This is a genomic window from Streptomyces sp. NPDC058008, from assembly GCF_042886395.1.
Classification (GTDB): Bacteria; Actinomycetota; Actinomycetes; order Streptomycetales; family Streptomycetaceae; genus Streptomyces.
This window is the reverse complement of record NZ_JBHVQX010000014.1, coordinates 63,531-81,156: the sequence shown is the minus strand read 5'-3', so window position 1 is coordinate 81,156 and position 17,626 is coordinate 63,531. Positions and strand designations below refer to the sequence as shown.

General features: G+C 74.4%; 17 protein-coding genes and 1 riboswitch. Of the genes, 3 read left to right on the top strand and 14 right to left on the bottom strand.

The features are described 5' to 3' along the window. Window positions 1-198: 198 nt before the first annotated feature. Window positions 199-1,560, top strand: a complete 1,362-nt coding sequence (locus ACFVS9_RS16190) for a bifunctional o-acetylhomoserine/o-acetylserine sulfhydrylase (protein ID WP_383113008.1) — start codon at window positions 199-201, stop codon at window positions 1,558-1,560. Further along, complete coding sequence (locus ACFVS9_RS16185; RefSeq protein WP_389932933.1) at window positions 1,557-2,717, top strand: homoserine O-acetyltransferase; 1,161 nt, start codon at window positions 1,557-1,559, stop codon at window positions 2,715-2,717. Before ACFVS9_RS16190 ends, ACFVS9_RS16185 begins: the two co-directional genes overlap by 4 nt. A gap of 418 nt (window positions 2,718-3,135) precedes the next feature. Here ACFVS9_RS16185 and ACFVS9_RS16180 read toward each other — a convergent pair whose 3' ends face one another. Beyond that, entirely contained in the window at window positions 3,136-4,023 is an 888-nt protein-coding gene (locus ACFVS9_RS16180) for an NAD(P)-dependent oxidoreductase (RefSeq protein WP_389932745.1), read from the bottom strand. A 44-nt stretch (window positions 4,024-4,067) separates the two neighbouring features. Then, window positions 4,068-4,811 (bottom strand): adenosylcobinamide amidohydrolase, encoded by a 744-nt coding sequence (locus tag ACFVS9_RS16175; protein WP_383113058.1) that lies wholly within the window; start codon window positions 4,809-4,811, stop codon window positions 4,068-4,070. Window positions 4,812-5,053: 242 nt separating this feature from the next. Here ACFVS9_RS16175 and ACFVS9_RS16170 point away from each other — a divergent pair, with 242 nt between their 5' ends. Next, window positions 5,054-6,043 carry a PRC and DUF2382 domain-containing protein gene (locus ACFVS9_RS16170; protein ID WP_383113006.1) on the top strand — a complete coding sequence of 330 codons (990 nt, stop codon included), beginning with the start codon at window positions 5,054-5,056 and terminating at the stop codon, window positions 6,041-6,043. Window positions 6,044-6,100: 57 nt separating this feature from the next. Here ACFVS9_RS16170 and ACFVS9_RS16165 read toward each other — a convergent pair whose 3' ends face one another. The 12 genes from ACFVS9_RS16165 to ACFVS9_RS16110 all read right to left on the bottom strand — a co-directional run bounded on the left by ACFVS9_RS16165 (window position 6,101) and on the right by ACFVS9_RS16110 (window position 17,619). Then, window positions 6,101-6,982, bottom strand: coding sequence for an ABC transporter ATP-binding protein (locus ACFVS9_RS16165; protein ID WP_383113005.1), 882 nt, complete (start codon window positions 6,980-6,982; stop codon window positions 6,101-6,103). Further along, window positions 6,979-8,022 carry a FecCD family ABC transporter permease gene (locus tag ACFVS9_RS16160; RefSeq protein WP_389932742.1) on the bottom strand — a complete coding sequence of 348 codons (1,044 nt, stop codon included), beginning with the start codon at window positions 8,020-8,022 and terminating at the stop codon, window positions 6,979-6,981. Before ACFVS9_RS16160 ends, ACFVS9_RS16165 begins: the two co-directional genes overlap by 4 nt. A gap of 38 nt (window positions 8,023-8,060) precedes the next feature. Then, window positions 8,061-9,134 (bottom strand): ABC transporter substrate-binding protein, encoded by a 1,074-nt coding sequence (locus tag ACFVS9_RS16155; protein WP_389932739.1) that lies wholly within the window; start codon window positions 9,132-9,134, stop codon window positions 8,061-8,063. A 30-nt stretch (window positions 9,135-9,164) separates the two neighbouring features. Further along, a riboswitch (cobalamin riboswitch) is annotated at window positions 9,165-9,352 on the bottom strand. Between the two features lie 86 nt (window positions 9,353-9,438). Further along, window positions 9,439-9,606, bottom strand: a complete 168-nt coding sequence (locus ACFVS9_RS16150; RefSeq protein ID WP_383113002.1) for a hypothetical protein — start codon at window positions 9,604-9,606, stop codon at window positions 9,439-9,441. Next, on the bottom strand, window positions 9,603-11,441 hold the full coding sequence (locus tag ACFVS9_RS16145) for an acyl-CoA dehydrogenase (protein WP_389932735.1): 1,839 nt from the start codon (window positions 11,439-11,441) through the stop codon (window positions 9,603-9,605). The genes ACFVS9_RS16150 and ACFVS9_RS16145 overlap by 4 nt, the downstream gene beginning before the upstream one ends. A 7-nt stretch (window positions 11,442-11,448) precedes the next feature. Further along, window positions 11,449-12,438: a carbohydrate kinase gene (locus ACFVS9_RS16140; protein WP_383113000.1), complete on the bottom strand. Its 990-nt coding sequence runs from the start codon at window positions 12,436-12,438 to the stop codon at window positions 11,449-11,451. Between the two features lie 98 nt (window positions 12,439-12,536). Then, on the bottom strand, window positions 12,537-12,800 hold the full coding sequence (locus ACFVS9_RS16135; RefSeq protein ID WP_383112999.1) for a type B 50S ribosomal protein L31: 264 nt from the start codon (window positions 12,798-12,800) through the stop codon (window positions 12,537-12,539). Between the two features lie 178 nt (window positions 12,801-12,978). Next, a complete protein-coding gene (locus ACFVS9_RS16130) occupies window positions 12,979-13,860 on the bottom strand; it encodes an ABC transporter substrate-binding protein (protein ID WP_389932731.1) in 882 nt (293 codons plus the stop codon). A gap of 5 nt (window positions 13,861-13,865) precedes the next feature. Further along, window positions 13,866-14,558, bottom strand: coding sequence for a GNAT family N-acetyltransferase (locus tag ACFVS9_RS16125; protein ID WP_383112997.1), 693 nt, complete (start codon window positions 14,556-14,558; stop codon window positions 13,866-13,868). A 47-nt stretch (window positions 14,559-14,605) separates the two neighbouring features. After that, on the bottom strand, window positions 14,606-15,514 hold the full coding sequence (locus ACFVS9_RS16120; RefSeq protein WP_389932727.1) for a YihY/virulence factor BrkB family protein: 909 nt from the start codon (window positions 15,512-15,514) through the stop codon (window positions 14,606-14,608). 120 nt (window positions 15,515-15,634) lie between these two features. Continuing rightward, window positions 15,635-15,952: a cupin gene (locus ACFVS9_RS16115; RefSeq protein ID WP_383112995.1), complete on the bottom strand. Its 318-nt coding sequence runs from the start codon at window positions 15,950-15,952 to the stop codon at window positions 15,635-15,637. A 32-nt stretch (window positions 15,953-15,984) separates the two neighbouring features. Continuing rightward, entirely contained in the window at window positions 15,985-17,619 is a 1,635-nt protein-coding gene (locus tag ACFVS9_RS16110) for a glycoside hydrolase family 13 protein (protein ID WP_389932724.1), read from the bottom strand. Window positions 17,620-17,626: the final 7 nt, after the last annotated feature.

Sequence of the window (17,626 nt, the reverse complement as noted above, 5' to 3'; positions counted from 1 at the left end):
CACGGCCGACGCCGGGCCGGCTCCGCGCACCGCGGGGCCGGCCCGGCGTGTCTGTTGCGGCGGCATTGCAGCTTCGTGGCCACCGGCGCGACCCGCTTCCGTCCCGGCGCGGGCGGCCTCTACGGTCCGTAACCAGTACGCCGCCGCGTCGCCACCGTGCCCGCGCGGACATCCCCGAACGACCGTGCGAGGTATGCCATGAGCCAGCCCGTCGACTCCGTCACCGCGGGACACACGCCCGAGGACCACGACCGGCAGGACGCCGGGGCCGCCTGGTCCTTCGAGACGAAGCAGATCCACTCCGGCGCGGTCCCCGATCCGACGACCGGTGCCCGGGCCGTGCCGATCTACCAGTCCACGTCCTTCGTCTTCAAGGACACCCGGCACGCGGCCGATCTCTTCTCGCTGGCCGAACCCGGCAACATCTACACCCGGATCCACAACCCCACGCAGGACGTCCTGGAACAGCGCGTGGCCGCGCTCGAAGGCGGGATCGCCGCCGTCGCGCTGGCCTCGGGCCAGGCGGCCGAGACGCTCGCGCTCCTGACGCTGGCGGGCGCGGGGGACCACATCGTCTCCTCGGCCTCCCTCTACGGCGGTACGTACAACCTGTTCCGGCACACGCTGCCCCGGTTCGGCATCGAGGTCTCGTTCGTGGAGGACCCCGACGACATCGAGGCCTGGCGTGCAGCCGTACGGCCGGGCACCAAGGCCCTGTTCGCGGAGACGCTCGGCAATCCGCGGGGCGACGTGCTCGACATCCGGGCCGTGGCGGACGTGGCGCACGAGGCGGGGGTTCCGCTCGTCGTCGACAACACGGTGCCCACGCCCTACCTCCTGCGGCCGCTGGAGCACGGAGCGGACATCGTGATCCACTCCGCGACGAAGTTCCTCGGCGGTCACGGGACCACGATCGGCGGCGTCGTCGTGGACGGCGGCACCTTCGACTTCGGCGCGCACGCGGAGCGCTTCGCGGACTTCCACGCCCCCGACCCCAGCTACCACGGCCTGCGGTACTGGCCGGACCTCGGGCACGGAGCCTTCGCCGCGAAGCTGCGGGTCCAGCTGCTGCGCGATCTCGGGCCCGCCCTCTCCCCGCACTCGGCGTTCCTTCTCCTCCAGGGTGTGGAGACGCTGAGCCTGCGTCTGGAGCGGCACACCTCCAACGCGCTGGAACTCGCCCGCTGGCTTGAGGCGCGCGACGAGGTGTCGGCGGTGCACTACGCCGGCCTGGAATCGAGTCCCTGGTACGAGACCGGCCGGCGGTACCTGCCGCGCGGTGCCGGGGCCGTGCTCGCCTTCGAGCTGCGGGACGGGGTGGAGGCGGGCAAGCGGTTCGTGGACGCCGTCGAACTGTTCAGCCACCTCGCCAACATCGGTGACGTGCGGAGCCTGATCATCCACCCGGCGTCCACGACGCACAGCCAGCTCACCGAGGAGGAGCTCGCCGCGACGGGCGCCACCGCGGGGCTGGTGCGGCTCTCCGTGGGCCTGGAGAACGTGGACGACCTGAAGGCGGATCTGGAGGCCGGGTTCCGCGCCGCTAAGGCGGCGTCCTGACCCGGGCCGCCGCGCTCCCCCTCCCTCCGGCCGCGGGAGGCCTGCGGGAGGGGGACCCGCCGGGCCGGCGTTCGTGGGCGGTCCTCGACGGCCCGCTCGGGCTCGAGTCCGGCGTACGGCTGGCCGACGTGCGGCTGGCGTACGAGACCTGGGGCCGGCTCGCACCGGACGGCTCGAACGCCGTACTGGTCCTGCACGCGCTGACCGGTGACAGCCACGCGGCGGGTCCCGCCGGGCCCGGGCACCCGTCGGCCGGCTGGTGGGACGCGGTGATCGGCCCGGGCCGGGCCCTGGACACCGACCGCTGGTTCGTGGTCGCACCGAACGTACTGGGCGGCTGCCAGGGCAGCACCGGCCCGTCGTCCCGGCGGCCCGGCGGGGCGGTCTGGGGCGGCGCCTTCCCGTACCTGACGGTCCGTGACCAGGTGGCGGCCGAGGTCCGGCTCGCCGACGTCCTGGGGATCGGCCGGTGGGCCTCGGTGATCGGCGGTTCGATGGGCGGCATGCGGGCCCTCGAATGGGCGGTGGGCCACCCCGGCCGGACCGGATCGCTGCTGGTGCTCGCCGCGCCCGCCGCGTCCTCGGCGGAACAGATCGCCTGGGGCAGCACGCAGATCGCCGCGATCCGCGGCGACCCGAACTGGCGGGGCGGCTGCTACCACGACGCCCCGCCCGGCTCGGGCCCGCACCAGGGGCTCGGCCTGGCCCGGCGGATCGCCCAGGTGACGTACCGCAGCGAGGCCGAGCTGGGCGCGCGGTTCGGCCGGCGGGCGCAGCCGGGCGAACTGCCGTCGCAGGGCGGGCGTTACGAGGTGGAGTCGTATCTCGACCACCACGCGGCCAAGCTGGTGCGCCGGTTCGACGCGGGCAGCTACGTGGTGCTCACCGAGGCGATGAACGCCCATGACGTGGGACGGGGACGCGGGGGTGTCGCGCGGGCGCTGCGCCGGGCGGACATGCCGGCCCTGATCGCCGGCATCGACTCCGACCGGCTGTATCCCCCGGCGCAGCAGGCCCGGACGGCGGCGCTGCTGCCCGGCGCCGACGCCCCGCGCCTGATCGAATCCCCCTACGGCCACGACGGGTTCCTCATCGAGACCGAGCAGGTGGGGGCTCTCCTGGGGGAGTTGCTGCCGCCCGCTCGCGAAACCCCCTGAGCCCGGGGCGTCGCCGCCGGACTCCTCCCCGGGAGCTCCCGTGGACTCCGTACCGGGGTCCGGAGCCGGGTACGACCGGACGCGGCTCCGGCCGACGGGTCCGCGGCGGTAGGTCCGCGGCGGTACGAGGCCGGGCGGGGCCGGCCCTCGTGACCCGCCGGGGCGGGCCGCCGCGTCCCCCTCCCGGGGGAGGCGGTCCCTCGCGGGTGACGGTGGAACCACTGCCGCCGGAACCGTTCGCGCACCGGGCCCGGGTCCGCCGACCGCCGACCGGTTCGCCCCCGGGGAGCGCGGGCCGGGCGTCACCGCCCGCCGGGGGCGGCGGACCGCTCGGGCCACGGCGGGCCGACGACGTCCGGGCACGGCCCGCCGTGGCTGACCCTTCGACGCCGTGGTGCGGCACCCGGTGACCGTGGTCCTACTCGGGGCGGCCCGCGTAGTACGTGGCGATCATGTCCTGGCCGCCGTGTCCGGCCGCCTCCGCCCGGGTGAACCGCTCGGCGGAGGCGGCGATCAGGTCGAGCGTCACCCCGGACGCCTCGGCCGCCTCCAGGATCAGCCGCGTGTCCTTGAGGGCGGTGGAGAGCGCGAAGCTCGGGCTGAGGTCGCCGGAGAGCACCGCCGCCGCCTTGCCGTGGAGGTACGGGGTGTCCAGTGCGCCGCCCTTCATCGCGTCCAGGAAGAGCCGCGGGTCGAGGCCGAGCCCCTCGGCGAGGTTGAGGCATTCGGCCACGCCGTTGACCAGGTTGATCACCCAGGTGTTGGCAACGAGCTTGAGGCGGGTGGCCGTGCCCGGTTCGTCCCCGGTCCACACGGTGCGCTGTCCGATGGCGTCCAGGACGGGGCGTACGGTCTCCCGGGCGGCGGAGGGACCGGAGACGAACACCGTGAGCGCTCCCTGCTCGGCGGGCTGCTTCGTGCCGGATACCGGGGCGTCGAGGTAGACGAGTCCCTGTTCGGCGGCGAGGGCGGCGAGGGCGGCCGTGGCGTCGAGGCCGACGGTCGAGCTCTGCAGCCAGATCTGCCCGGGGCGCAGGCCGGGGGCCGCCGCGGTGAGGGTCTCCGCCACGGACGGGCCGTCGTTCAGGGCGGTGAGGACGACGTCGGCCCCGCCGACCGCTTCCGCGGCGGTGTCCGTCACGGTGGCGCCGTGGGCGGCCAGCGGCTCGGCCCTGGACCGGGTGCGGTTCCAGGCCCGGACGGGCAGCCCGGCCCTGAGCAGGCTGCGGGCCATCCCGGATCCCATGATCCCGGTACCGAGGACGGCTACGGACGGTGTGCCCGGGGCGGGGGACGCGGTGGTCATGGGGAGGTTCCCTTCGTCGGTGCGGCGCGCTCCCGGAACGGGTGCTACGGGCGCGGGGCCGGTGGGTCCCAAGACTGCCGCAGCGCACCCTCCAGCACGGCGCCGTGCACCGCTCTGGCGAGTCGCGCGCCCCAGCGGGAGCGGGGTCCGGCGAACGGTTCGCCCGGCTGCCCCCCGGGGTCGGGCGCGGCGACGCACACCGCGTCCGTCGGCGTCCCGGAGCAGTCGAGTCCGGCGTCGAGGAGCGCCTGCACCTTCGCCTCGGTGGCGGTGGCGACCGCGTTGACCAGGGCGGCGTCGGAAAGTGCCACGGGGAGGGTGACGACGATGTTCACGGTGCCGGGCGGCAGCGGGCCGTCGCGGCCCTCGGCGGGGACGGCGGCCCATCCGCGCACGCCGAGGCCGCTGGTGACGGTCGCGGTCACCCCGTCGTCGTCGGCGACGGTGTACGCGGTCACGTCGGCCGCGGTCATCAGCCCGGCCCCCGGGCCGTCGAGCGTCTCCGCCGCGGCGATCTCCGCCAGGTGCAGGGCCGGGTCGAGCCGGGGGTAGCCGCCGGGCACCTGGGCGTTCAGGATCCAGGCCCGCGGGCCGATCCCGCCGCCGAGCACGGCGCTGGCGCAGACCCGCCACCCGGGTCCCAGCCGCCAGACCAGGTGGTGCAGCGCGACGCCGTCCTCCCGCCTGGCGAGCAGTTCGCCGCGCTGCCGGGGCAGGCGGATGCCCACGGATCCGATGACGTACCCCCTGACAGGCCTGCCGACGGTCGGCAGCGGCGCGTCGATCATACGGGCGGGCCGGGACCGCACTCCCGGCGCACCCGGGAGAGTGCTCACCCGAATGGCGTAACGCGTGTGGCGGCCCGATATCCGCGTGGAACGGGGCCACGGCCCCGGCCCGGTCTCCTCGGCCGCTCACCGCCCGGGCCGGGAAGTTGCAGCCGTCAACCGGGTGAGGCGCGATGGAAGCCGGACGCGCCTCCCCTGCTGGACCCAACCGCAGGACGCGCCCGGGCGAGGAGGTATCGGCCATGGGAGCCGCTGACGGTTTCACGGATTCCGGAGAACTCGACGGTCTGACCGTCTACGACAGCGACGGCGAGAAGGTCGGCACGGTGGGCCGGGTGTACGTCGACGACGACACCGGCAAGCCCGACTGGATCACGGTCAAGACCGGCATGTTCGGCATGAAGGAGAGCTTCGTTCCGCTGGCCGGGGCCCGCCGCGTGGGCTCGGACCTGCACGTCTCGCACCCGAAGGACCGCGTCAAGGAAGCCCCCCGGGTGGACGCGGACGCGCACCTGTCCGTATCGGAGGAGGAGGAGCTCTACCGGCACTACGGCATGACCAGGAAGGGCACCGGGCACGCCGGGGCGGGCGGCGACGCGCGCACGACGTCCGGGACCGGAACGGGTGCCATGGGTGCCGCGGGTGCGGCCGGGGCGGCGGGAGCGGCCGGCACCGCGCGCACCGGGACGACCGGTCAGGCGCAGGCCGCCGGCACCACGGCCGGCATGGGGAGGCACCGCGACACGGACGCCTCCGCCACGTCGCGCCCGCTCGCCGGAGCCGGAGCCGAGCGGTCCGCCACGGGTACCGGCCGCGAGGAGATGGTCCGGTCCGAGGAGCAGCTCCAGGTCGGGACCGAGGAGTACGAGAGCGGCAGGGCCCGCCTGCACAAGTACGTGGTGACCGAGAACGTCACCCGGACGGTGCCGGTGTCCCACGAAGAGGTCCGCGTGGTGCGCGAACCCCTGAAGCCGGGCGAGAAGGGAGCGGGCGTCAAGGGGGGCGGCGAACTCGGCGAGCAGGACGTCGAAGTCACCCTGCACGCCGAACGGGCCACCGTCCGCAAGGAGGCGGTCCCCGTGGAGCGGGTCCGTCTCGAGACCAGCAAGGTCACCGAGCAGAAGGAAGTGTCCGCGGAGCTCCGCAAGGAGAAGATCGACTACGCGGACGGCAAGGACACGGGCAGCGGCAAGGACATGGGCGGCGAGTTCGGCGAGGGACGTCGTCGCTGACCCCTCACACAGCGGCGGGAGGCCGCGCGACACCGACGAGGGGCGGACCCGGGCGGTTCACGGGCCCGCCCTCCCGCCGTCCGCCGGAGCCGCGTGGACGGCCTCCGCTCCGCCGGGTGCCGGTCCCGGGCGGGCGGGTCGCCCGGGCAGGAAGCGCACCGAGGGGCGCCCTCCCGGCCCGTCCGGCGTGACCACCGCGCGTACGCGGTAGACATCGGCGATGAGTTCCTCGGTGATGACCTCCGAGGGCGTTCCGCCGGCCACCACCCTGCCCTCCTTCATGACCGTCACCCGGTCGCAGAACATGGCGGCCAGGTTGAGGTCGTGCAGCGCGATCACCGCGGTCACGGGCAGTGCGGCGACCAGGGAGAGCAGTTCCAGCTGGTGCTGGATGTCGAGGTGGTTCGTGGGCTCGTCCAGGAGGAGTTCACGTGGCTCCTGCGCGAGGGCGCGGGCGATCTGGACCCGCTGGCGCTCACCGCCGGACAGGGTGTGCCAGGACTGCGCGGCGCGCTCGGCGAGCCCGGTGCGGGCGAGGGCCTCGCGCACGGCGTCCTCGTCCTCGGGGCCGGACGCGGACCAGGCGCGCCGGTGCGGGATGCGGCCGAGGCGTACGACGTCCAGGACGCTCAGGTCGACCTGGGTGGCCGCGTGCTGGTCGACGACCGCCACGCGGCGGGCCACAGCCCTGCGGCCGGTCTCGGCGAGCGTGCGGCCGTCGAGGGTCACGACGCCCGCGCCCGGGGCGAGCACGCCCGACATCACCCGCAGCAGCGTGGTCTTGCCCGACCCGTTGGGTCCCAGGAGCCCGACCGTGCTGCCGGGCCTCGGCGCGACGCTGACCCCGTCGAGGACGATCCTGCCGCCGGCCTCCCTGCTGACGCGCTCGGCCCGCAGCCCGTCGCCGGGGGCGTCCGTCGCGGACGTGGGCCGGATCATGCGCTCCTCCGGGTGCGGTAGAGGACCAGGACGAACGCGGGCACCCCGATGAGGGAGGTGACCACCCCGACCGGGACCTCCTGCGGATCGAGGACGGTCCTGGCCAGGGTGTCGACCCAGACCAGGAACACGGCCCCGGCGAGCGCGGTCACCGGCAGCAGCCTGCGGTGGCCCGAGCCCGCCAGTGCCCTGGCGGCGTGCGGCAGGACGAGGCCGACGAAGCCGATGGCGCCCGCCGAGGCGACGAGGGCCGCGGTGAGCAGCGCGGTCGTGCAGAGCAGCACGATCCTGGTGCGCGCGACGTGCACCCCGAGGGCCGCCGCGGCGTCCTGCCCGAAGGCGAAGGCGTCGAGGGTGCGGGCGTGGCCGAGGCAGATCAGCAGGGTCACGGCCAGCACGGCGGAGCTCATCCACACGTCGCCCCAGCCGACCCCGCTCAGCGAGCCGAGGAGCCAGAAGAGGACGCCCCGGGTCTGCTCGGCGTCGGCGGCGGTCATCACGACGAAGGACGTGAGCGCGGAGAACAGCTGCATGGCCGCCACCCCGGAGAGCACGACCCGGTCGGTGGATCCGCCGAGTGTGTGGCTCAGCAGCAGCACCAGGGCGAAGGAGCACAGGGCTCCGGCGAACGCGCCGCCGGAGACCGACACCGCTCCCCCGCCGACGCCCAGGACGACGACCACGACGGCGCCGGTGGACGCACCCGACGAGACGCCGAGGACGAAGGGGTCCGCGAGCGGGTTGCGCAGCAGCGACTGCATCACGGTGCCGCACACCGCGAGCCCGGCGCCGCACACGGCGGCCAGCAGGGTGCGGGGCATGCGCAGGTTCCAGATGATGCCGTCGCGGATCGGGGTCAGCCGTCCCTCCCCGAGGCCGAGGTGCGAGGCCACCGCGGACCAGACGTCGGGGACGGAGATGCGGGCGGGGCCGATCGTGACGGCGACCGCGACGGACAGGAGCAGCAGGGCGAGGCCGGCGCCCCACAGGAGGCCTTCGCGCACGATGCGGGCTCCGGCGGCCACCTGGACGGGGGGCACCGGCTCCGCGTGTACGTCCGGGGCCTGTTCGGTCCGCGTCACCCCGCGAGCCCGAACGAACGCAGCGCCGCCGCGACGCGTTCCACGCCCTCCACGGTCCGGATCGTCGGGTTCATGGCCTGGCCGCTGAGCAGCACGTACCGCTTGTCGCGGACGGCGTCCATGTTCTTCGTGGCGGGGTTGGACTCCAGGAACGCGATCTTCCTGGCGGCGCTCTCGGCCGTCTGCGACTTGCGGGTGAGGTCGCCGACGACCAGCACGTCGGGGTTGCGGTCGGCGACGGTCTCCCAGTTGATCTGGGGCCACTCCTCGTGGGTGTCGTCGAAGACGTTCTTCGCGCCGATCTCCTCGGTGATGATCCCGGGGGCGCCGCAGCATCCCGCCAGGTAGGGGGCCTCCGCGTTGGCGAACCAGTAGAGCAGGGTGGCGTCGGACGCGTCGATGTCCGCGGTGGCCCGGTCGACGCGGTCCCGGAGGCTCGTGACGAGCTTCTCGCCGCGCTCGGGTACGCCGAACACCGCGGCGAGGTCGCGTACTTCGCCGTAGACGCTGTCCATGGTCAGGCGCTCGGTGCGGGAGCCGTCGCTGCTGCCGGTGTTGTCCTTGCCCGCGCAGTCGGTGGGTGAGAGGTAGGTGGGGACACCCAGCTCCTCGAACCGGTCGCGGGTCGCGACACCGCCCTTGCCGAGCGTGGATTCGAAGGAGGCGCTGACGAAGTCGGGTTCCTCGGCGAGGACCTTCTCCGAGGAGGGCTGGTTCTCCGCGATGCGGGGGACCCCGGCCTCGTCCTTCTCCAGGCCCTTCATCACCGGGTCGGTCCAGGTCGCGGTCCCGGCGAGCCGGTCGGCGAGGCCCAGGGAGAGGAGGATCTCCGTCGATCCCTGGTTCAGCGAGACGGCATGGCGCGGAGGCGCGTCGACGGTGACCGTGCGGCCGCAGTTCTCCAGCGTCACGGGGAAGCCGGCGGCGGACCCCGCCCCCTCGGCCCGCCCGGATGTGCCCCCGTCCGTGCCGCACGCGGTCAGGAGGAGGAGTCCCGCGACGAGCGGGGCGGTTCGGCGTACGGTGCTGGCTATGGGCGGCACGGAGTCCCTCGGCGTCTCTGGGCCCATGCGCGGAGCCCGCTACGGTGTTCCGCTCCCGGTGCGGAAGCGGGTGCCAGCAGGTCTTCGGACTCGGGTTCGTCCGGACGGAGCGCCTTCCCGGTGCACCCGAGGGTGTCCCAGTGGCCGTGGCCCCGCCCGTCCCCCTCACCGCTGCGCGTCAGCTCCGGATTCGCACCGGATTCCCTGACTCCACGTGGAGTGTGACTGGCGCCTGCAAGCTATCACGCGGCGTGTCGGCGGCTCCCGGGGCCGTCGCCGGTACGAGGGGGCGGGACCTGCCCCGCCGTACCGGCGGCGGCCGTCGGGTGGTTCAGCGCTTGTGGTGAACCGATTCGCCGCAGTCGGTCCGGGGCTTCCCGCAGCGGCGGGCGAGCACGGACGTCGTACCCCAGTAGGCCAGCAGGACCGCGCGCAGGCCCAGGATCTCCAGGCGCTCGCCCAGCCTGCCGCACACCGCCTGTTCCCTCGGCGCGCTCACCGGGCGTCCGCCGGGGCGGTGTTCCAGGAGCCCTCGGGATCGTCGTAGGCGTCCGCGTAACCGGGTCCGGCGATCGGCCAGTCGGCGAGCAGCGCCTCGGGCAGGGCGAAGGCGTCGGCCAGTTGGGGGGCGTGCCCGGCGACCGCGGCGATCAGCTCCTCGGAGGTCTCCGCCAGGGCCTCGACCTGGGCGCCGTTCAGGAGGCCGGCGGCCAGCAGATCACCGCTGTTGCGGGCCAGCCACTCGACGGCGAACAGCCGCTCCAGCTCTCCCAGCCGGTCCCTGGCGGCCCCTTCGGGCAGCGCGGCGCGCGCCTCGGCGTAGGCTTCGGCGGCCTGCCGGTAGGCGTAGGCCTCGACCCCGCGCAGGGCGTGTCCGGCGGCCGCGTTCCACCGCCCCCGGGCGTCGGCGTCCGGTGCCCGCAGTGCGCGTTCCCTGGCCCGGGCGAACCAGATGTCCTGCACGGAGGCCAGGAGCGCGCGGAGGTGGCGGGGGTCGGCCAGGTCACCGGTGTACGGCACCGGGGTGTCCTCCCGGCCCGGCTCGGCGGCGAAGAGCATGTCGCCCGCCGCCTTGGCGTACAGGGCGATGTTGTCGCCCTCCGCCGTGATGGCCCCCTCGACCCCCGTGACCAGTTCGGTCATGCCGTTGTTCTCCAGCAGGGCCTGTGCGCCGCAGCGTTCACGGCTCTCGACGATGACTTCACGGGCCCGCCAGGTGATCCACGCCTTGGCGACGTCGACGAGCCGCGCCGCGTCGGCCCGGCCCTCCTCGTCCGTACAGGCCTCCCAGCGCTCCTGTGCCCTGCGGTAGAGGAGGCTCATCGCGAAGACCGTGGCCATGGCCGAGGCCAGCGGTCCGTGGTGGGTCCGGTGGGCGTTGACGGGTACGGGCGGCGTGCCCCGGCCCCCGGAGATCATGCGGTGGCCGCCGTAGCGCACGGCGACCGCCAGGGTCGCGCGGGCGGAGCCGGCCGCGCAGGCGCTCATGGAGATCCGGCCGGGGGTGACCCGCCCGATCGAGGTCATGAACCGCCGCCGCCTGTCCCCGGGGCCGGTCCTGAACTCCTCGTGGGCGCCGACCGCGGATCCGAGGAGGGCGTCCCGCGCGACGAAGAGCCGGTCGAACGAGGTGAGGCAGTGGTCCACCGGGCTGCCCATGCGGGCGGGGAGCGGCCTCACCCGGATCCCGGGCAGCGCCTCCACCTCGTCGGTGAGCGGCACCAGGAAGAGGCGCACCCCGTGGTCCGACCCGTCGGCCATCAGACGCGCGGCGACCAGGCCCGACTTCGCCCCGCCCGCCGGGCTGGTGTTGGGCATGAACTTCTGCGCGCCCGCGTTCGGGGTGTGCAGGACGAAGCCGTCCCGCTCACGGTCGTACGTCGCGGTGGTCTCCATGGCCGCCGCGTTGTTGCCGTGCGCCACCTCCGTGCAGAGGAAGGTTCCGATGCGCCGCAGTGTCAGGTAGTCCGACAGGTCGCGGCGGCCGGCGCACTCGTGGTCGAGGAGGCTGCCGAGGAAGAGGTTGTAGTGGATGCCCGCCACGGTGGTCAGGGCGGGGTCCACCGGGCCCAGCCAGGTGTGCAGGGCGGCCAGTGCCCGCGGGTCGGCGGCGAGCCGTGCTCCGCTGTCGAGGGACCGGTTGAGGACCCGCAACCGGTCGTAGGCGAGTTCCAGTCGCTCCTGGGGCGTTCCGCCGACCGGGCGGCGGAACGGTTCTGTGCTGATCAGCCGCTGCCAGAACCCGTGTTCACGACGGAATTCCGGACCGAGGAGGACACCGGTCAGCAGTTCGGTCGCGGACGGTGGGACGGTATCGGTAAGGGTCACGGTCATAACGAAATCAACGACCGGGGTACGGGCGAGGACACCCTGGACGCCCCTGCCGCTCCGGGGCGGGCGGACCGGTCAGGGCGGCCTCCAGCTCCCCCGCGTCGGGAGGCAGGGCGCCGGCCCGTGAGACGGTCACCGCGGCCGACGCCACGGCGTGCCGGAGCACGTCGTCCAGGACGGCGGGGTCCGGGCGGCGCAGCCGGGTCCGCCCCCGCGCCCCGAGCAGTCCGTACGAGGCCAGGGCGTGCAGCGTGCCCGACATGAAGGCGTCGCCCGCCCCCACCGTGTCCACGACGCGCACGGGCGGGGCTCCGGTGCGCACGGCCGGGCCGTGCGGGAACGCCGTCGCGCCGCCGGCTCCGCGGGTGAGCAGCACGAGCGACGGCCCGGACCGCAGCCACCGCGCGGCGGCCTCCTCCGGGTCCTCGTCCGGGTACAGCCACCGCAGGTCCTCGTCGCTGGCCTTGACGATGTCGCTCAGCTCCACGAAGCGCTCCGCCCGGGCCACGGCCCGGGCGCGGTCCCCCATCAGTGCGGGGCGCACGTTGGGGTCGTAACTGACGGTCGCCGCCGCCCGGAGCGTGCGGACGAGGTCGAGGACGGTGCCGGCGCCGGGGTCCAGGGCGGTGGCGAGGGAACCGGTGTGGACGTGCCGGGGCTCCGCCCGAGGCCGGGCCGCCGGGCCGAGCGTCCAGGTGATCTCGAAGCCGTAGGTGGCCCGGCCCTCCCCGTCGAGGTCCACCGTGGCGGCCGGGGTGGGGGCGTCGGCGCCGTCCGTGAGGACCCGCACCCCGGCCGACGCCAGGTGGTCCCCGATCAGGCGCCCGTCGGGGTCGGGGCCGAGCTGGGTGACCAGGGTGGTGTCCCGGCCGAGCCTGGCCAGCCCGTACGCCACGTTCGCGGGGCTGCCCCCGGGGTGGATCCGGTCCGGCGCGCCGGGCTGCCGGACGATGTCGGCGACGCATTCGCCGATGACCAGGAGGGCGGGGCTGTCGGACACGGTTCGCTCTCCTGGGGGCGTGGGCGGTGCCCGGGCGGAGCACGGCTCTGACGGGGCGTCCTGCCGCCGATTCTGCCCGGTGCGCGGCGGCCCGGGGCTCAGGGGGTGCCCTTGCCCCCTTCGTCGCCGTACCTGCGCTCGAACTTGGCGACCTGGCCCTCGGTGTCGACGACCCTGGCCCGGCCGGTGAAGAACGGGTGGCTCTCGGCGGAGATCTCCACGTCGATGACCGGGTAGCTGTTGCCGTCGTCCCAGTCGATCGTCTGCTCGCTCGACGCGGTGGACCGGGTCAGGAAGGCGTACCCGGCGGAGCGGTCGCGGAAGACCACGGGACGGTACGACGGGTGCTTGTCCTGTTGCATCTCTGCTCCTGGAGGTACGGGGATCTCGTGTCCCGGCTCCGGCCAGCCTCGCCAAGGGCGGGGCGCCGCGCGATCCGGGGGCGTCCGTACGGAGCAGAGGGACCGGCCGCCGCCGTCGGAGGGTGTGCCCCCGCGTCGGGCCGGCCCGGCGCGGGGGCGTACCCGTGGCGTGCGGGGATCAGCCGCCCGCGGGCCCTTCCAGCGCGTCCGCCACGAGGGCGAGGAAGCGCGCGTGGGCCTGCGGGCTGCACAGGGGTTCCGGATTCCACGGCACCGTGCGCGCGCGCAGCCCGGCGGGGCCCCAGGCCGGGGCGGTGACCTCGTCGAGCGGGATCGCGTTGGAGCGGATGTCCGTCAGGACGATGCCGGGCTCCAGGGCCGCCGCGTCCGCCCAGTCGACGGTGGCCCAGTTGACGCCGGCACCGGCGGGCGGGGTCGCGAAGCCGACGCCCAGCTCGGCGAGGACCCGCAGCTCGGGCCACATCTGGGGGCGGGCGGCGTACGCCTGCTCCTGGCTCGCGGGCGAGAGGGCGAGGACCCTGCCGCCGCCGGAAGCGGTGCGGGCCGCCGCGCGGAGGCGTTCACGGGCGGCGCGCAGGCCGTCCGCCGCCTCGGCGTCCGGGGCGCCGCCCAGCGAGCGGGCGAGCTCGGCGAACCGTTCGGCGACGCGGTCGAGGGTGCGCGCCTGGCCCACGTCGATCACGACGACCTGGACGCGCTCCTCCAGGTGCTTGGCGGTGTCCGCGTCCAGTCCGTAGAGCTGGCCGTGGCCGTAGCTGACGGCGACGACCAGGTCGGGCCTGCCGCGTAACAGCGTGTCCACGTCCAGGTCGTCGCCCGCGCCCCGGTAGTCCACGGCGTCCAGCGGGAGGGTGCCCGTCTTCGCGGGGTCGGGCTCCTGCCCGTCGTGTCCGGAGCCGAAGATCCCCTCCGGCCGTATGCCGTAGTCCCACAGCGTCGCTCCCGCCTGGACGTACGCGAGCACCCGGGACGGTGGGCGGTCCGCCGCCGCCAGCCGTCCCCGGTCGTCCGCGAAACTCCACGCGCTCTGCTCGGTCATGCCGCTCACCCTTCCGAACCGGCGGCCCGGGCGCTCTCCCGGGCTCGCCCTCCACTACCTGCCCAGCCCGTCGGCCCCACACCCTCGGTGGAGCGCCCCAGATAGGTGAGCGGGCCGGGGTCGGGTACGCCGATCACCTGGAAGCCGAGCCGGTCGTAGAAGGCCCTCGCCGGGGTGTTGGCCGTCAGCATGGACAGATGGACGGCCCGGACCCCCTTCCGGCGCAGGGCGTCCAGGAAGGCCGCCATCAGCGCCCTGCCGTGGCCGCGGCGCTGCCACGGCGGCAGCAGGTCGATGTGCAGGTGTGCGGGATACTCCTCCAGCTCCGGAAGGACCATGCGTTCGGGGCGGTGCAGCAGGGACGTCATCGCCTCGGTGAGCGTGCCGGGCGCGCCTCCGGGTTCGGGGAAGCGGTCCCTCACCAGGGGGAGCCAGACCTGACGGAAGGCGTCGGCGAACCGCCGGGTGTCCGCGGTCCCCAGGACGTAGCCGACCGCGTGCCCCGCGCCGTCGTCCAGGACGAAGGCGAGCTCCGGTTCGAGGTGGGCGTACGGGGCCGCGAACAGTGCGGGCATCAGCCCGGGGTCGGGGTACAGGTGCGTGCTGTCACCGCCGTTGTCGGCCGTGCGGACGCAGATCTCCGCGAGGGCCTCCTGGTCGGCGGGGCGGTAGGGGCGCACGGACGCGGTTGGGGTCATCGGCCCGTCCTTCTCCCTTGGGAGCGCTCCCACAAGGCCCGGAGGCCTCACGGAACCTCGCTCTCGTGCCGCTCGTCCGTGCGGGCCAGTTCGACGTTGAACTGGGCACCGGTCAGGAGTGCCAGATTGGTGAACCAGATCCAGATCAGGAAGACGACCAGGCCCGCCAGGGAGCCGTACAGCCTGCTGTAGCTGCCGATGTGGGTCGCGTAGAGCGCGAACCCGGCCGAGGCGACCAGCCAGAGGAGCGCGGCGAGGACTCCGCCGGCCAGTCCCTGCCGCAGGCCCCGGGCGGAGCGGGGGCCGGTGCTGAAGAGGACCACGATCAGGCAGGCGACGAGGCAGAGCAGCACGGGCCACTTGAGGGCCGCCCACAGCGTCTCGCCCGCCTGCGCGAGTCCCAGCCTGCGGCCGAGCCAGCGCGCCAGCGGGCCGGTGAGCACGAGGGCGAAGGCGCTGGCCATCAGCAGGACGAGCAGTCCGACGGCCGAGGCCACGATGATGTGCGCCTGGCGCAGCGGGGGCCTGGTGTCCTTCACCCGGTGCAGGGCGTGCATCGCCCTGCGGAAGACCGCCAGATAGCTGGAGGCGGACCACACGGCGCTCACGCTGCCCGTGACGACGAGGAGCCAGACGGCGCCGCGCTCCTGGGTCGCCGCCTCCAGCGGCCGGCGCAGCGCCGCCCCGGACTCGGCCGGGGCGAAGGCGGTGATGTCGGCGATCAGGGCGTTGGTGGCCCCGGGGTTGGCCAGACCGATCACGGAGACCGTGACGAGGAGGGCGGGGAGCAGCGCGAGGATGGCGTAGTAGGTCAGGGCCGCCGCCCAGTCTGAGACGTCGTCGTTCCACAGCGACACGGGGGTCCTGCGCAGTGCGGTGCGCCAGCGGCTTCGCGCGGCACACCCTGCCGGGGGCGCGGTGGGTTCCGCGACGGGGTCGTCGGTCCTGCTGGGCACGCGGATTCTCCGGGGGACGTAGGAAGGGGGACGGACGGGGCGCGGCCACCGGTGTGCCCGGCGCCCCGGCTGTCCCCCTTTCTCTCATGCCTCGATACCGCGGGTGTACTCCAGGCCGGTTCAGTCGTTGACGGCGGTGAGCAGCACCACCGCGTCCTGGAGGGCCAGGAGACCGTGGCGCTCCTGCGGGACGGCGTGCAGTCCGCCCTCGGCGAGGTCCACGTCCCCGGACCCGGCCGTGAGCCGCACCGCGCCGCGCAGCACCTGGAGCGATGCCGCGGGCGGCGCGTTGTGCTCGTCCAGGGCGGATCCCGCGGTGAGCGCGATCACCGTCTGCCGCAGGGGTGCCTGGCGCAGCAGCAGATGCGCGCTGCGCCCGTGCGCGTTGGCCCGGGCCGCGGCCAGGTGCTCGTCTGCGAGGGCGTTGAGATCGTCCATACGACCACTGTGCCGCAGCCCCCTCTCCCCCGCTATCGCTTGCCGCGCAGCCAGGCCGCGGTGTCGTCGGGCAGCAGACCCGAGCCGTCCAGCGGGCCGCTGGTCAGCAGGATCTCGTCGTGGTCGGGGAGCGGGACCGCTCCCCCCGACAGGTTGACGACGCAGATCAGGCCGTGGGTCCGGGCGAAGGCAAGAACGCCCGGCGCGGACGGCAGCCAGTCCAGGCGGCCGTCGGCCGTCTCGCCGGGGGCGGCGGCGAAGCCCGGTTCGGAGCGGCGCAGCCGCAGGGCCTCACGGTAGAGGGTGAGCATGGAGCCGGGGTCGGCACCCTGCTCGTCGGCCGCGTAGGAGGGCCAGGTCTCCGGCTGCGGCAGCCAGGGTTCGGCGGTCGATCCGAAGCCGGCGTGGGGCTCGGCGGCGGACCACGGCAGGGGCACCCGGCAGCCGTCCCGCCCGGGGTCGATCCCGCCCGAGCGCAGGTGCATCGGGTCCTGGATGCGCTCCCGGGGGATGTCCGCCTCCGGCAGCCCGAGTTCCTCGCCCTGGTAGAGGTAGACCGCGCCCGGGAGTGCGAGGGAGAGCAGGGCGGCGGCGCGTGCCCTGCGGGTGCCGAGCTCCAGGTCGGTGGGCGTGCCGAAGACCTTGGCCGAGAAGTCGAAGCCGGTCGCCTCACGGCCGTAGCGGGTGACGGTCCGGGTCACGTCGTGGTTGCACAGCACCCAGGTGGCGGGGGCGCCCACCGGGGCGTGCTCGGCGAGCGTGTCGTCGATCGCGGAGCGCAGCAGTCCGGCGTCCCAGGGGCAGGCGAGGAAGTTGAAGTTGAAGGCGGTGTGCAGTTCGTCGGGGCGCAGGTAGCGGGCGAAGCGTTCGGAGTCGGGGAGCCAGACCTCGCCGACGAAGATGCCGTCGTACGCGTCGGCGATGGCCCGCCAGGAGCGGTAGATGTCGTGCAGTTCGTCGCGGTCGACGTACGGGTGGGGGTCGGTGTCCTTGGTGAAGTCGGGGAGGGCGGGGTCCTTGGCGAGCAGGGCCGCCGAGTCGATGCGTACGCCGGCGACGCCCCGCTCGAACCAGAAGCGCAGGACGTCTTCGTGCTCCTGGCGGACCGCGGGGTGGGCCCAGTTGAGGTCGGGCTGCCCGGGGGCGAACAGGTGCAGGTACCACTGGCCGTCGTCGATCCTGGTCCAGGGGGTGCCGCCGAATTCGGAGACCCAGTCGTTGGGCGGGATCTCCCCGTGGTCGCCGCGTCCCTCGCGGAAGTGGAAGAGGTCGCGTTCGGGGCTGCCGGGTGCGGCGGCCAGTGCCGCCCGGAACCAGCTGTGCCGGTCGGAGACGTGGTTGGGGACGATGTCGATGATGGTGCGGATGCCCAGCTCGCGGGCTTCGGCGATGAGTTTCTCCGCCTCGGCGAGGTGGCCGAAGGCCGGGTCGATGACGCGGTAGTCGGCCACGTCGTATCCGCCGTCGGCCAGCGGTGAGAGGTACCAGGGGGTGAACCACAGCGCGTCGACGCCCAGTTCGACGAGGTAGGCCAGCCTGGCCCGCACTCCCGCGAGATCCCCGGTGCCGTCTCCGTCGCCGTCGGCGAAGCTGCGTACGTAGATCTGGTAGATGGCGGCGTCGCGCCACCACGGTGCGGTGGCCTCGGTCGGACGGTTGGCTGCCACGTGACGT

Coding starts and splice junctions, on each gene's coding strand:
- ACFVS9_RS16145 (WP_389932735.1), bottom strand. CDS start 11,441: ATGACCGTGACCCTTACCGATACCGTCCCACCGTCCGCGACCGAACTG.
- ACFVS9_RS16180 (WP_389932745.1), bottom strand. CDS start 4,023: ATGACCACCGCGTCCCCCGCCCCGGGCACACCGTCCGTAGCCGTCCTC.
- ACFVS9_RS16130 (WP_389932731.1), bottom strand. CDS start 13,860: ATGACCGAGCAGAGCGCGTGGAGTTTCGCGGACGACCGGGGACGGCTG.
- ACFVS9_RS16165 (WP_383113005.1), bottom strand. CDS start 6,982: ATGATCCGGCCCACGTCCGCGACGGACGCCCCCGGCGACGGGCTGCGG.
- ACFVS9_RS16155 (WP_389932739.1), bottom strand. CDS start 9,134: ATGGGCCCAGAGACGCCGAGGGACTCCGTGCCGCCCATAGCCAGCACC.
- ACFVS9_RS16170 (WP_383113006.1), top strand. CDS start 5,054: ATGGGAGCCGCTGACGGTTTCACGGATTCCGGAGAACTCGACGGTCTG.
- ACFVS9_RS16125 (WP_383112997.1), bottom strand. CDS start 14,558: ATGACCCCAACCGCGTCCGTGCGCCCCTACCGCCCCGCCGACCAGGAG.
- ACFVS9_RS16190 (WP_383113008.1), top strand. CDS start 199: ATGAGCCAGCCCGTCGACTCCGTCACCGCGGGACACACGCCCGAGGAC.
- ACFVS9_RS16175 (WP_383113058.1), bottom strand. CDS start 4,811: ATGATCGACGCGCCGCTGCCGACCGTCGGCAGGCCTGTCAGGGGGTAC.
- ACFVS9_RS16135 (WP_383112999.1), bottom strand. CDS start 12,800: ATGCAACAGGACAAGCACCCGTCGTACCGTCCCGTGGTCTTCCGCGAC.
- ACFVS9_RS16115 (WP_383112995.1), bottom strand. CDS start 15,952: ATGGACGATCTCAACGCCCTCGCAGACGAGCACCTGGCCGCGGCCCGG.